This window comes from uncultured Microbacterium sp., from assembly GCF_963521645.1.
GTDB lineage: Bacteria > Actinomycetota > Actinomycetes > Actinomycetales > Microbacteriaceae > Microbacterium.
In genome coordinates, this window is sequence record NZ_CAUQVQ010000064.1 from 1 (window position 1) to 13,947 (window position 13,947).

The window sequence follows — 13,947 nt, forward strand, 5'->3', positions numbered from 1 at the left end:
CTCCTGCGTCAGGTGCGCGAGGTGATCGAGGATCTGCTTCTGCACCGTGACGTCGAGGGCGCTGGTCGGCTCGTCGGCGATGATCAGGCTCGGCTGCGCGGCCAGCGCTCCGGCGATCAGGGCGCGCTGCTTCATGCCGCCCGAGAACTGGTGCGGATACTGCTTCGCCCGCTCGGCCGGGTACGTGAGACCCGCCATCTCGAGCAGCTCGACCGCGCGGTCGTGCGCCTCGTGCTTCGTCGCGAGACCGTGCACGAGCAGGGGCTCGGCGACCTGCACGCCCACGCGCCGCACGGGGTTGAGCGACAGCGCCGGGTCTTGCGGCACGAGGCCCATCAGGCGCCCGCGGATGCCGCGCCAGCGCCGCTCGCTCAGGCCGATGAGGTCTTCGCCGTCGAACTCGATGCGCCCGCCGACCACCTCGGCGTTCGGGGCGAGGAGGTTCATGATCGACTGCGCGACCGTACTCTTGCCCGACCCCGACTCGCCGACGATCGCGACCACCTCGCCGCGGCGGACGCTGAGGCTCACTCCCCGCACCGCGTCGACCTCGCGGTCGCCGATGCGGTACGCGACGCGAAGGTCCTCGACGCGCAGGATGTCGGCGCGTGACGCGGATGCGGCAGATCGGGCGTGCACGGCGGATGCTCCGGCCGGCGTTCCTGCGGCGGATGCTCCGGCCGGCGTTCCTGCGGCGTTCTCGCCGAGGCGGGTGGGCTCATCGGCGGTCGCGGCGACGTCCTTCGGCATACGTCCTCCTCATCGAGCACGGGTGATGTCAGCGGGGGCTGAACAGCTTCTCGTTCACGTTAGGCGGGTCGATTCATCCCGATCAAGCTCTACATCCGCATTGGGCAATGCGGGGGATGCATCGATCACTCGCCCGTGTCGACGTCGTCGATCAGGCTCAGCAGCTTCTCGACGAGCGGGTTGGGCGACTCGGAGTTCCAGGCGATGTCGAGCTCGACGCTGTTGACGCGCGAGGAGGGATCGCTCTCGCTGATGGGCAGCAGGGTGACCGAGGCCGGCGAGATGCGCGCGGCCGACTCGGGCACCAGGGTGAAGCCGATGCCGGCGCTGACGAGTGCGAGCAGTGCGGGCACTTGACCGGCGTACTGCACGATGTGCGGATGCACGCCGCTCGCGACGAACATCGACAGCAGCAGGTCGTGGAAGTACCGCGCGCCGCTGGGCGAGTACATCAGCAGCTGCTCGTCTTTCAGGTCGATGAGCTTGATCGGCTCGTCGAGCTGGGCCAGCGGCGAGTCGCTCGGCACCGCGACGGCGAGCCGCTCACGGTAGACCGCGCGGGTGCTGATCTGCGGTCGGGCCAGCAGCGGGCGCATGAGACCGATGTCGACCGTGCCCTTCTCGAGCTCCTCCATCTGGTCGAGGGAGACCAGCTCGCGCAGCAGCAGCGTGACCCCGGGCAGCTCGGCCGAAGCGCGACGCAGCAGGTCGGGCACCACGGCCTGCCCGGCCATGGCGGTGTAGGCGATCGTGACGGTGCCGGCGGCTCCTTCGCCGACCGAGCGCACGTCCGAGACGGCCTTGGCCGCGAGGTCGATGAGCCGTCGTGCGTTCGGCAGCAGCGCGCGCCCGGCCTGGGTCAGGGCGACGCGACGACTCGTGCGGTCGAACAGGCGCGTGGACAGTTCGCGCTCGAGCTGCTGGATCTGTCGGCTGAGCGGCGGCTGCGTCATCTTCAGTCGCGTCGCAGCCGCGCCGAAGTGCAGCTCCTCGGCCACGGCGATGAAGCATTCGAGCTGTACCAGCGAGATCATCGATCCACTCCCGATATCAATCAGTGCGTCTTTTGGTTTGTCTGCGCATTCGTCCCCACCATAGTGTCGAAGAGGCTCGAGTGTCGAAGAAGCACGATGACGCGGAATCCGATCATCCGGAGTCCACGGAATCTCACCAACGGAGGCGTGATGTCCGAAGAGTTCCTGCTGTCGGTCCCCGCGGCCACACGGCTGCCCGAGAACGCGGTGCGGTCGATCCGCATCACCCCCGTCGCGTTCCAGGATCCGCCGCTGCTCAACACCGTCGGCGTGCACGAGCCGCTCGCCCTGCGGGCCATCGTGCAGGTCACGACCGAGTCGGGCGTGCTGGGCCTCGGCGAGACCTATGGTGACGCCGCCCACCTGCAGCGCCTGCGCCTGGCCGCCGAGGCGGTGCTCGGCTGCGACGTCTTCGCGGTGAACGACCTGCGGCTGCGGGTCGAGCGCGGTATCGCGGGCGACGCGGTGCGCGGCGGACACGGCATGTCGGGCATGGTCACCGGCACGAGCACCGGCGACCGCGTGCTCTCGCCGTTCGGCGTCGCGACGGTCGACATCCGCGGCAAGATCCTGGGGATGCCGGCCAGCGAGCTGCTCGGCGGGCGGGTGCGCGAGGCCGTGCCCTTCAGCGGATACCTCTTCTACAAGTGGGCCGGCCACCCCGGCGCCGACGCCGACGACTGGGGCGAGGCGGTGACCCCCGACGGCATCGTGGCGCAGGCCCGTCGCATCGTCGACGAGTACGGCTTCACCGCGCTCAAGCTCAAGGCGGGCGTGTTCGCCCCCGATGACGAGATCGCGGCGATCCTCGCCCTGCGTGAGGCCTTCCCCGATCACCCGCTGCGCATCGATCCGAACGGCGCGTGGACGGTCGAGACCTCGCTGCACGTCGCCGACGCCCTGAAAGACGTGCTCGAGTACCTGGAAGACCCCACGCCGGGCCTCGAGGGCATGGCCGAGGTGCGCCGCCGCACCGACCTGCCGCTCGCGACGAACATGTGCGTCGTCGCCTTCTCGCACATCGCGGATGCCGTGCGCCTCGGCGCGATCGACATCGTGCTGTCGGATCACCACTTCTGGGGCGGGCTTGAGCGGTCGCGTCTGCTCGCGGGCTTCGCCGAGACGTTCGACTGGGGGCTGTCGATGCACTCGAACTCGCACCTCGGCATCAGCCTCGCCGCCATGACCCACCTCGCCGCCGCGACCCCGGGCGTCGGCTACGCCTGCGACACCCACTGGCCGTGGAAGCGCGAGGACGAAGACGTCATCGCTCCGGGCGTGCTGGCGTTCCGCGACGGCTCTTTGGACGTGCCGACCGCGCCGGGACTCGGCGTTGAGCTCGACCCTGACGCCCTCGAGCGCCTGCACCGCCAGTACCTCGACGGCGGCATCCGCGAGCGTGACGACACCGGCTACATGCAGCGCATCGAACCCGGATACGTGCTCGAAAGCCCCCGCTGGTGACCGCGCCGCTGCGCATCGCCGTCACGGATCCGATCATCTCGGCGTTCGCTGACGATCTGCGCCGCACCGCGCGGGAGCACGAGTGGGTGTTCGCCGACCTCGACGTACCGGGCTCTGCCAGGGCCGCGATCGACGGCGCCGAGGTCGTCGTCTGCTCGCGGCTCACGGTCGACGACATGGCGGGCAGCGACCGCGTGCGACTCGTGCACGCGACGGGCGCAGGAGTCGACCGGGTGGATGCCGGTGCCGTGCCCGACGGCGTACCGCTGTGCAACACGGGCCACCACGGCCCCGCGATCGCCGAGCACGTGATGATGACCGCGCTCATGCTGCGCCGCCGCGCGCTCGAGGCCGACGCGCAGATGCGACGGGGCGAGTGGCGCACGGTCGCCACGGTCGGGGGATCGGCAGAGGATGCCGTGCCCTACCACCGCTCGCTCGCCGGCAGCACCCTCGGGCTCATCGGCTTCGGCGAGATCGGCCGCTCGGTCGCGCCGCTCGCGAAGGCGTTCGGCATGCGCGTGGTCGCGCTGCGGCGGCATCCGGATGCCGGGGGCCCGGGCACCGAGCTGCTCGACGCCGTGTACGGCGAGGATCAGCTGCCCGCACTGCTGCGCGAGAGCGACGTCGTGGTGATCACCGCCCCGCTCACCGAGAGCACCCGCGGGCTGATCGACGCCGAGGCGCTGGCGCACCTGCATCCCGACGCTCTGATCGTCAACGTCGCCCGTGGCGGCCTCATCGACGAAGACGCGCTCTATGACGCGCTCAGCGCGGGGCGTCTCGGGGGCGCCGCGATCGACGTCTGGTGGGGTGCGCCCGAGGGCACGACCGCGCCACCGGCGGTGCAGAGATTCGCCGCGCTCGACCGAGTCGTCTTGACGCCGCACTACTCAGGCCATGCCCGCGAGGTCTTCGTCGCGCGCGCCGCCGATATCGCCCGCAACATCGACCTGCTCGACGTCGGCCTCCCGCTCGAACGCCGCGTGCGCTGAGCCGCAGGCCCGAGCCGCGCCCTCAGAGCATCTCGACGACACGCGTCACGATCAGCGTCAGCGCGCCCAGGGCCGAGGCGCCTAGGGCGATCGCGCGCGTGCGCCGGCGGTTGAGGAACCGGTTCACGAATCGCGACACCACGACGCCGACTATCGCGACGGGAGCCATCCAGCCCGCGGTCGCGAGCGCGTGCGGGGGCACGGCTCCCCAGAGGAACAGGGCCACGAGTGACAGCGACGAACCCACCAGGAAGAACGCCGACATCGTGCCGCGCAGCCGCGGCCCCTCGGACGACTGCCAGATGATCGCCATGGGTGCTCCGCCCACCGACGTCGTGGTGCCCATGACGCCCGACAGCGCGCCGGCGACGGCCTGCGACGTGCGCGTCACCCGCGGGCGCCAGCCCCGCAGCGACACGAGCACCCCGACCAGCACGACCACCGCGACGGCCCACGACAGCAGCGTCGTCGACATCACCGCGACCAGCCACGCGCCGAGCACCGTGCCCGGCACCCGGCCCGCGAGCGCCCAGCCCGCACCACGCAGGTCGAGGGCGGCACGGTCCATCACCGCCACGATGAGCGTGACGACCGTCGCCAGCATGATCACGATCACCGGCAGCAGGCTCGCGTCGATCAGGGCGATGAACGGCGCCGCCAGCATCCCCATGCCGAAGCCGATCGAGCCCTGCAGGCAGCTCGCGGCGAGGATCACCGCGGCCAGCAGCGCGAACTCGAGCGGCGTCACCGAGGATCAGCGCCGAGGGGAGACAGCGCCGATCAGGCGGCGGCGCTTCTTCGTCTGCAGGCGCCAGCGCTGACCCGGGTCGGTCGCGAGCCGCAGCCACGCGGCCAGCACGTTCGCGCAGACCGTGGTGATGACGATCGCGAGACCCGGCAGCACCGACTGCCACCACGCCTCGGCGAGGTACTGGCGACCCTGCGAGACCATGAGACCCCAACTGACGTCGGGCGGCTGGATGCCGATGCCGAGGAAGCTCAGCGACGACTCGGCCAGCATCACGTAGCAGAACTCCAGCGTCGCCAGCGTGACGAGCGTGGGCAGCACGTTCGGCACGATGTGCCGGAAGACGATGGCGCTGTTCTTGGCGCCGAAGTTCGTCGCGGCGTCGACGAACATGCGCGATCGCAGCTCGGCGGCATCCGCCCGCGCGGTGCGCAGGTACAGCGGGATGCGGGTGATCGCGAGCACGAGCACGATGTTCGCCGCGCTCGGGTTGAAGACGTAGAGGATCACGACGGCGAGCAGCAGCGACGGGAAGCTCATGATGACATCGGCGATGCGCATGGACACCGACTCGCGCCATCCGCGGTGGAAGCCGGCCCACATGCCCCAGATCGAGCCGACGATCGCCGAGACGACGACGGCCGCCGCGGCGACGCCCAGTGTGGTGCCCGCCGCCGTGATGATGCGGGCGAGCAGGCTGCGGCCCAGCGAGTCGCTGCCGAGGATGTACTCCCACCCGAGCTGCAGGCTGAACGGGGGCATGTTGCGCGCGCCGAGGTCCTGCCGCTGGGCGATCTCGCCGAACAGGGGAGGACCGACGATCGCGGTCAGCACGATGAAGGCGAGCACGGCGGCCGCGACGGTGGCGACTCTGTCTTTCAGCAGCAGCCGCCACAGGTTGGCGCGCCCAGACCCGCGGCTCTGGCGAGCCTTCTGCGTGAGGACGGTGACGGTGGATGCGTCGTCAACGGACATTCGTCAGCACCTCTGCCTTCGTGTCGGAGAGCGATCCGGGTCCGCGGCGGCGGGCACGGGATCGCGAGGTCGGCCGCACGCGCGGATCCAGCAGCGCGTACCCGAGGTCGATGATGATGTTCAGAGCGAAGATCGCGAGCGCCGTGATGAGCACCGCGGCCTGCAGCACCGCGAAGTCGCGCTGCAGGATCGAGTCGATCATGAGCTTGCCGATGCCCGGCCAGCCAAAGATCGACTCGACCACCACCGCACCGTTGACGAGTCCGACCGTGAGGTCGCCGGCCACGGTGAGGGCGGGGGCTGCGGCGTTGCGCAGCGCGTGCTTCGAGACGATGTACATCTGGCCGGCGCCGCGGCTGCGGGCCACCTGGATGTACGGCTGGCCGAGCACGGTCACCATCGACCCGCGCACCACCTGCGCGAGCACGCCGACCGGTCGCAGCATGAGCGTGGCGATCGGCAGGATCCACACGAGGGCTCCGTCGGTGCCCGAGGTCGGCAGCCAGCCGAGGGTGATCGCGAAGATCCAGATGCCGAGGATCGCGATCCAGAAGTCCGGCACGCTGGCGGCGGTCATCGAGAAGAAGCTCACAATGCGGTCGGCGATGCCGTTGGGCTTCAGCGACGCCCAGCTGCCGAGCGCCACGGCGACGACGATCGCGAGGATCATCGTCACCGCGGCCAGCTGCAGCGTGGCGGGGAAGGCGCGCAGCGCCATCTCGGCTGCGGGCTCACCGGTGCGCAGCGACTGGCCGAAGTCGAGCTGCAGCACACCGAGGAAGTAGTCGCCCATCTGCTGCCAGAGCGGGAGGTCGAAGCCGTTGCGGGCGGCGAAGTCCTCGCGCATCTGGTCGGTGGCGTTCAGCGGCAGATACAGCTGCGACGGATCGCCGGTGAGACGGGCGAGCACGAAGACACCCAGTACGACGGCGATCAGCGGCAGAGCGCTCTGCAGGATTCGTCTTCTCAGGTAGGTCCACATGGTCGCCCGCCTCTCTCACTCTCGCTCGCGGTCAGTCCGCGAGCGAGACCTCCTTGATGCGCAGCTCGTCACCCGTCGACGAGTTGGGCTCGTACGTCACCCGGTCGGAGAGACCGAGCATGACCGTCTGGTGGGCGATCGGCGCGAGTGCGACGACGTTCTCGCGCTCGTAGGCGAACACCTCTTCGTAGGCGGCCTGGCGCTCGTCGCCGGTCAGGGTGCGAGCGGTGTTGATGAGCTCGTCGAGACCCGGGTCGCCGAACTCGGCCTGCGCGGCCCCCGTGAGCATGTACTGCTCGACCGTGAACTGGGCGTCACCCGCCTGGTTGCCGTGCTGGATGAGCATCGAGATCGGTCCCTCGTTCGTCACGAACGGGCTCAGCTGGTACTGCAGGTGCTGGGTCGTGTCGACCATGCGCAGCTCGACGTTGAGTCCGACGGCGGCCAGCTGCTCGCGCAGCACCTCGCCGAGCTCGCTGACCTTCGGGAACTGCGCGGTGCGCACCGGCATGAGGATCTTCGTGTCGACCGGCACTCCGTCGGCGGCGGCCTCTTCGACGAGGGCCGTGGCCTTCTCGGGGTCGTACTCCCAGGGCTCGAGCTCGGAGTTGAAGCCGACGATGCCCTCCGGGATCAGCTGTGCGGCGACCTTGTCACCGTCGGGGTACAGAGAGGAGACGATGCCTTCGCGGTCGATGGCGTAGTTGATCGCCTGGCGGATGCGGATGTCGTCGAGCGGCGCGGTCTGACCCGAGAAACGCAGCGCGATCGTCTCGTTGTTCGGGTAGCTGACGCCCTGGTCGCCGATGCCGTCTTCCGAGCTGAGGCCGAGGGCGATGTCGGCCTCGCCGCTCGTGATCATCGCGGCCCGCACGGTGCCCTCGGAGCGCCACTGATACTCGACCGAGGCGAACTCGGGAGCATCGCCCCAGTAGTCGTCGTTGCGATCGAGCGTGAGCTTGGTGCCCGCCTGCCACTCGCCGATCGCGTAGGGGCCGGTGCCGACGGGCTCGCGCACGAACTCGGTGTTCGAGGTGTCGGGAGAGACGATCTCGATGAACGACAGCTTCAGCGGCAGGATCGGGTCGGGGCTGGGCGTGGTGACCGTGAGAGTCGTGGCGTCGGTGGCCGCGACCTCGAGGTCGTCGTCGCCGAAGATGTAGCCTTCGACGTTGCAACCGAGCGACCCGTTCACGGCCCGGTCGATCGAGTAGGCGGCCGCTTCGGCGTCGAAGGGCGTGCCGTCCTGGAAGGTCACGTCGTCGCGCACCGTGAACGTCCATTCGGTGTCGCCCGTCTGCTCCCACTCGGTCGCGAGCAGGGGCTCGAGCTCTCCGGTCGAGGGGTTGCGCTCGACGAGCGGCTCGGTGACGGTGCTGCGCACGACCACACCTGTCGAGGTGAGGTTCGCATCGCACGCCTCGAGCGTCGGGGGCTCCTGCGTGAGCACGACGCGCAGGGTGTCTCCGCCGCCGCCCTCACCGCCCCCCTGCGACTCCGAGTTCGCGACTGAGCACGATGCGAGCAGGGCGATGGACGCGACTCCGGCGGTCACGGCGGATACCCGGACGACTCTGCGTCGGGGGGAAGAAAGCTTCATCGGTTCCTCCAGGTAGGGGACGGCCGCGGCCCACGGTGGCTCTCGGCTCGTTGTGAATGTCGCAGACCGCTCGGGCGAGCGTCAACCGATGCGTGGGGTGCATCAGCGGCTCGCGCCGGGCGTCGGTCCTCCGCTGCATCCCTCGCTCGGGACGAGAGCCGCGGTATTCCGCCGATCTCTCCCCATAGATACAGCAGCTGCATCAATCCATGCAAGTTCGCTTATGGAACTGCATCGTTGGCTGGACGTAGTCTCGCGCCATGACAAACCCTTCAGATCATGCATCGCCCGTCGCCCCCGGCTCCGTCGCCCAGGCGGGTCCCTTGCTCCCGTCGCTGCAGAGGACGCTGCAGGACGAGTACTCCGTCGTGCGCCTTCCCGACGATGTCGAGGCGCTGGATCCTGAAGTCGCCTCCCGGGTGCGCGCCGTCGTCACGAGCGGACGAGTGGGGGTCTCGACCGTGCTCATGGCGGCGCTGCCGAACCTCGAGCTCGTCGCGAACTTCGGTGTGGGCTACGACACCACCGATGTCGGGCAGGCCGCGGCCCGCGGCATCCGCGTGACGAACACGCCCGACGTGCTCACCGACTGCGTCGCCGACACCGCACTCGCGCTCATGCTCGACGTCTTCCGGCGGTTCGGGGCGTCCGAGCGGTTCCTCCGCGACGGCGCGTGGGAGTCGGGCGGGTTCCCGCTGACGCGACGGTTCTCGCGCAGCACCGTCGGCGTGCTCGGGCTCGGTCGCATCGGCCAGGCCATCGCCCGGCGTGCGGCGGCCTTCGACGCGACGATCCTCTACACGACCCGCCGCCCGGTCGAGGGCGTGCCGTGGGAGCACGTGGCCTCGGCTGTCGAGCTCGCCCGGCGTGCGGACGTGCTCGTCGTCGCGGTGCCCGGGGGAGCGTCGACCGAGAACCTGGTGGATGCCGAGGTGATCCGTGCGCTCGGACCGGAGGGGTACCTGGTGAACATCGCCCGCGGCTCGGTGGTCGACGAGGAGGCGCTCATCGCCGCCCTCGAGCGCGACGAGATCGCGGGAGCGGGACTCGACGTGTTCGCGCACGAGCCGCACGTGCCGCAGCGGCTGATGCGCGACGACGTGACCCTGCTGCCCCACGTCGGCAGCGCCACGCACGAGACCCGGCGCGACATGGGCGACCTCACGCTGGCCAACCTCCGGGCGCACCTCGCGGGCGAGCCGCTGCCCACGCCCGTCCCGGAGACATCGACGGTCTGATGCCGTCAGGGCATTGATCCATCCACCATTTGGTTTGTAGGCGCATCGTTTCACGCATAGCGTGACGATTGTTCAGATCCGAGCCGGACACCGGCGCGAAAGACCCAGGAGTGCACCGTGGCACGATTCACGCCCAGCGAGCTGGCCGCCCACCTTCGAGAGGGGCTGCTCTCGTTCCCCGCGACGGCCTTCACGCCGGACCTCGAGTTCGACGAGAAGCGCTACCGCGAGCATGTGGAGTGGCAAGCAGGGTTCGACGTCGCAGGGCTGTTCGCCGCCGGCGGCACGGGCGAGGGTTTCAGCCTCGACGCCGCCGAGTCGGCCGCGGTCGTGCGTGCGGCCGTGCAGTCGTCCCGGCCCGAGGTCCCGGTGCTCGCCTCGGCCGGCGGGTGGACCCGGCACGCCGTCGCGAACGCCCGCGCCGCCGAGGAGGCGGGCGCCGAGGGCATCCTCGTGCTGCCGCCCTATCTCACCGAGTGCGACCAGCGCGGTCTGATCGAGCACGTCTCGGCGATCGCATCGGCGACCCGGCTCGCGATCATCGTCTACAACCGCGGCAACGCGATCTACTCGGCCGAGACCATGGCCACGCTCGCCGACCGCCACGAGAACGTGATCGGCTTCAAGGACGCGACGGGTGACATCGAGCACCTCGCGTCGGTCTACGTGCGCAACGGCGAGCGGCTGTTCTACCTCGGCGGTCTGCCCACCGCCGAGACCTACGCTCTGCCGCTGCTGCAGATGGGCATGAGCACCTACTCCTCCGCGATGTTCAACTTCGTGCCCGAGTTCGCGCTCGAGTTCTACCGCGACGTGCGCGCGCAGGATCGTGCCGCCGTGACCGACAAACTCGGCCGGTTCGTGCTGCCGTACATCGCGATCCGCGACCGCGGCCGCGGTTTCGGCGTCTCGATCGTCAAGGCCGGGCTGCGTCTGACCGGGCACGGCGTGGGACCGGTGCGTCCCCCGCTGCACGACCTCTCCGCGCAGGACGACGCGGACCTCGCCGAGCTCCTCGAGCGCTCCGGAGTGCTCGCCGCCGTTCCCGCCTGACCTCTCGCCGTCCCCGTCGTCGACTCCAGGAGTGTGACATGACCACCGCCGTACTCACCGGGCATTCATCCATCGCCGGGCGTTCCGTGCCCGGCTCCGGACCGGACCTGCATGCGATCGCCCCCGCCACGGGCGAGCGGCTCGACCCGCCGTACTCGCAGATCGACGTCGACCAGCTGCGCGATGCGACTGTCGCGGCTGCTGAGGCGTTCCCGATGTTCTCGCGACTCGACCCCGCAGCGCACGCAGTGTTCCTGGCCTCGATCGCCGATGAGATCGAGGCGCTGGGCGACGCGCTGATCGACCGGGCCATGCAAGAGACCGGACTGCCGCAGGCGCGTCTGGTCGGCGAGCGGGCGCGCACCACCGGGCAGCTGCGGTTGTTCGCCGAGGTGGTCCGCGACGGGGGGCACCGGGGCGTGCGGATCGATCCGGCGCTGCCGGACCGCACCCCGCTGCCGCGCGTCGACATCCGCCAGCGCAAGGTGCCGCTCGGGCCGGTTGCGGTGTTCGGGGCGTCGAACTTCCCGCTGGCGTTCTCGACGGCAGGCGGAGACACCGCATCCGCTCTGGCCGCCGGATGCCCCGTGGTGTTCAAGGCGCACAGCTCGCACCCCGGCACCAGCGAGCTGGTGGCGTCGGCGATCGCCCGCGCGATCGACGCGCACGGTCTGCACCCCGGCGTGTTCTCGCACATCTTCGGACCCGGTCGCAGTGTCGGGCAGGCGCTCGTCGCCGATCCCGACATCCACGCCGTCGGATTCACGGGCTCACGCGAGGGCGGACTCGCCCTCGTGCGTACAGCGCAGCAGCGACCCGTGCCGATCCCGGTGTACGCCGAGATGAGCTCCGTGAACCCCGTCTTCCTCCTCCCTGGTGCGCTCGAGGGAGACGTCGACGCGCTCGCCGCCGGATACGTGCAGAGTGCGACAGGCTCCAGCGGGCAGCTGTGCACGCAGCCGGGGATCGTGTTCGTGCCTCGCGGAGAGCGGGGCGATGCCTTCCTGCGCGCGGTGTCGGCAGCGCTCGCCGCGGCGGGAGGGCAGACCATGCTCTCGCCGAGCATCGCGGATGCCTGGCGCGAGGGCGTCGAGACGAGAGACGCCCACGCCGAGGTGCTCGCCCGGGGCTCCGACGGCGAGGGCCCGCACGCTCCGGCGCCCGTGATCCATACCGCCGACCTCGCATCGTTCGACGCGGATCACGTGCTGCACGAGGAGATCTTCGGCGCGGCCTCGCTGGTGGTGCGCTACGGCGATGGCCATGAGCTCGTGCAGGCGGCATCTCGACTGGAGGGGCAGCTCACCGCCACGCTGCAGCTGACCGCGGTCGACCACGAGCTCGCGGTCGCCCTGCTGCCGGTGCTCGAGCGCAAGGTCGGGCGCATCCTCGCGAACGGATGGCCCACCGGGGTCGAGGTCGGGCACGCGATGGTGCACGGCGGTCCTTTCCCCGCCACGAGCGATGCACGCACGACCAGCGTCGGCTCTCTCGCCATCGACCGCTTCCTGCGCCCGGTGGCGTACCAGAACATCCCCGACGAGTTGCTGCCCGAGGCGCTGCGCGACGCCAACCCGTGGCACCTGCCGCGTCTGGTCGACGGACGGCACGAGGCATGAGCGCGAGCGCCGTGCCCACGATCCGGACGGTCGAGGTGGTTCCGGTCGCGGGCCACGACTCGATGCTGCTCAACCTCTCGGGTGCGCACGGGCCGTTCTTCACGCGCAACATCGTCATCGTGACCGACTCGGACGGGCGGGAGGGCCTCGGTGAGGTCCCCGGCGGCGAGTCGATCCGTCGCACGATCGCCGACGCCGGGGAGATGCTCACCGGTCAGCCCGTGGGACGCTACCGATCGCTGCTGCGGTCGGTGGCGACGCGCTTCGCCGACCGCGACGCGGGCGGCCGAGGTGCGCAGACCTTCGATCTGCGCACCACCGTGCATGCCGTGACCGGCATCGAGTCGGCGCTCCTCGACCTGCATGGGCAGCAGCTCGGCGTGCCCGTGGCCGAGCTGCTCGGCGACGGGCAGCAGCGCGACACCGTGCCGATGCTGGGCTACCTCTTCTTCATCGGCGACCCCGATCGCACCGACCTCCCCTACCTCCGCGAGAGCGGTGACGCGTGGGAGAGCATCCGCCGCGAGGAGGCGATGAGCGCGGATGCCGTGGTGCGCCTCGCCGAGGCCGCGCAGGAGCGGTACGGCTTCTCGGACTTCAAGCTCAAGGGCGGGGTGCTCGACGGCGACGTCGAGGCCGACGTCGTCACCGCGCTCGCGCAGCGCTTCCCGCAGGCGCGCATCACGCTCGATCCGAACGGCGGGTGGCTGCTGGAGGATGCTGTGCGCATCGGCCGGCGCCTGCGCGACGTGGTCGCCTACGCCGAAGACCCGTGCGGGGCCGAGGGCCGGTTCTCGGGCCGCGAGGTCATGGCCGAGTTCCGTCGACGCACCGGGCTGCGCACGGCGACGAACATGATCGCGACGGATTGGCGCGAGATGGCGCATGCCATCCGTGCGGATGCCGTCGACATCCCGCTCGCGGACCCGCACTTCTGGACCATGGCGGGTTCGGTGCGCGTGGCGCAGTTGTGCGCCGATTTCGACCTCACGTGGGGTTCGCACTCGAACAACCACTTCGACATCTCCCTCGCGATGTTCACGCAGGTGGGGGCCGCGGCGCCCGGTGAGATCACGGCGCTCGACACGCACTGGATCTGGCAGGACGGCCAACAGCTGACGGTCGATGCGCCCGAGATCCGTGACGGTGCGGTGCGTGTGCCCGAGCGCCCAGGGTTGGGCGTGACGATCGATCGCGAGCGGCTCGCCGAGGCTCATCAGCTCTATATCGAACACGGCCTGGGGGCGCGTGACGACGCGATCGCGATGCAGTACCTCGTGCCCGACTGGCGGTTCGACAGCAAGCGCCCCTGCCTCGTCCGCTGAATAATTTCCCTGTTCAAGAGGCAGATACCCGCATCCCGCGCGTGCATCGACGGGTGACGATCATGTTACGAGATCGGCGATCGCGGGCATCCTGCGCTAGAAAAGTCGTACCAGTACAGTTGTACATTGCACTGTCATGGGGTTCTATGGAAACCATTCGCAAT

Annotated in this window: 12 protein-coding genes; 6 read left to right on the forward strand and 6 right to left on the reverse strand. The window is 70.1% G+C overall.

Annotated features, from left to right (window positions below):
- Both RWO82_RS12110 and RWO82_RS12115 read right to left on the reverse strand, forming a co-directional pair.
- Positions 1 to 750: ABC transporter ATP-binding protein (locus RWO82_RS12110; RefSeq protein WP_314427340.1), on the reverse strand; the 750-nt coding region annotated here is incomplete at its 3' end.
- 125 nt (positions 751 to 875) lie between these two features.
- Positions 876 to 1,784 carry a LysR family transcriptional regulator gene (locus tag RWO82_RS12115; protein ID WP_314427343.1) on the reverse strand — a complete coding sequence of 303 codons (909 nt, stop codon included), beginning with the start codon at positions 1,782 to 1,784 and terminating at the stop codon, positions 876 to 878.
- 150 nt (positions 1,785 to 1,934) lie between these two features.
- Here RWO82_RS12115 and RWO82_RS12120 point away from each other — a divergent pair, with 150 nt between their 5' ends.
- Together RWO82_RS12120 and RWO82_RS12125 are read left to right on the forward strand one after the other, a co-directional pair.
- Positions 1,935 to 3,248 carry a glucarate dehydratase family protein gene (locus RWO82_RS12120; protein ID WP_314427346.1) on the forward strand — a complete coding sequence of 438 codons (1,314 nt, stop codon included), beginning with the start codon at positions 1,935 to 1,937 and terminating at the stop codon, positions 3,246 to 3,248.
- Positions 3,245 to 4,243: a 2-hydroxyacid dehydrogenase gene (locus RWO82_RS12125; RefSeq protein WP_314427348.1), complete on the forward strand. Its 999-nt coding sequence runs from the start codon at positions 3,245 to 3,247 to the stop codon at positions 4,241 to 4,243. The genes RWO82_RS12120 and RWO82_RS12125 overlap by 4 nt, the downstream gene beginning before the upstream one ends.
- A 22-nt stretch (positions 4,244 to 4,265) precedes the next feature.
- On the opposite strand, the gene RWO82_RS12130 is transcribed toward RWO82_RS12125, so the two are convergent.
- From RWO82_RS12130 to RWO82_RS12145, 4 genes are read right to left on the reverse strand one after another with little or no spacing between them, the layout of a single operon-like run.
- On the reverse strand, positions 4,266 to 4,991 hold the full coding sequence (locus tag RWO82_RS12130; RefSeq protein WP_314427350.1) for a sulfite exporter TauE/SafE family protein: 726 nt from the start codon (positions 4,989 to 4,991) through the stop codon (positions 4,266 to 4,268).
- Between the two features lie 6 nt (positions 4,992 to 4,997).
- Positions 4,998 to 5,966 (reverse strand): ABC transporter permease, encoded by a 969-nt coding sequence (locus RWO82_RS12135; protein ID WP_314427353.1) that lies wholly within the window; start codon positions 5,964 to 5,966, stop codon positions 4,998 to 5,000.
- Positions 5,956 to 6,948: an ABC transporter permease gene (locus tag RWO82_RS12140; protein WP_314427357.1), complete on the reverse strand. Its 993-nt coding sequence runs from the start codon at positions 6,946 to 6,948 to the stop codon at positions 5,956 to 5,958. Before RWO82_RS12140 ends, RWO82_RS12135 begins: the two co-directional genes overlap by 11 nt.
- A gap of 31 nt (positions 6,949 to 6,979) precedes the next feature.
- Positions 6,980 to 8,548 (reverse strand): ABC transporter substrate-binding protein, encoded by a 1,569-nt coding sequence (locus RWO82_RS12145; RefSeq protein ID WP_314427360.1) that lies wholly within the window; start codon positions 8,546 to 8,548, stop codon positions 6,980 to 6,982.
- 260 nt (positions 8,549 to 8,808) lie between these two features.
- Here RWO82_RS12145 and RWO82_RS12150 point away from each other — a divergent pair, with 260 nt between their 5' ends.
- The 4 genes from RWO82_RS12150 (at position 8,809) to RWO82_RS12165 (ending at position 13,783) form a co-directional block, all read left to right on the forward strand.
- A complete protein-coding gene (locus RWO82_RS12150) occupies positions 8,809 to 9,786 on the forward strand; it encodes a 2-hydroxyacid dehydrogenase (RefSeq protein ID WP_314427362.1) in 978 nt (325 codons plus the stop codon).
- A gap of 117 nt (positions 9,787 to 9,903) precedes the next feature.
- Positions 9,904 to 10,839: a 5-dehydro-4-deoxyglucarate dehydratase gene (locus RWO82_RS12155; protein WP_314427365.1), complete on the forward strand. Its 936-nt coding sequence runs from the start codon at positions 9,904 to 9,906 to the stop codon at positions 10,837 to 10,839.
- 38 nt (positions 10,840 to 10,877) lie between these two features.
- Entirely contained in the window at positions 10,878 to 12,458 is a 1,581-nt protein-coding gene (locus tag RWO82_RS12160; protein WP_314427367.1) for an aldehyde dehydrogenase (NADP(+)), read from the forward strand.
- Positions 12,455 to 13,783 carry an enolase C-terminal domain-like protein gene (locus RWO82_RS12165; RefSeq protein WP_314427369.1) on the forward strand — a complete coding sequence of 443 codons (1,329 nt, stop codon included), beginning with the start codon at positions 12,455 to 12,457 and terminating at the stop codon, positions 13,781 to 13,783. Before RWO82_RS12160 ends, RWO82_RS12165 begins: the two co-directional genes overlap by 4 nt.
- Positions 13,784 to 13,947 lie beyond the last annotated feature (164 nt).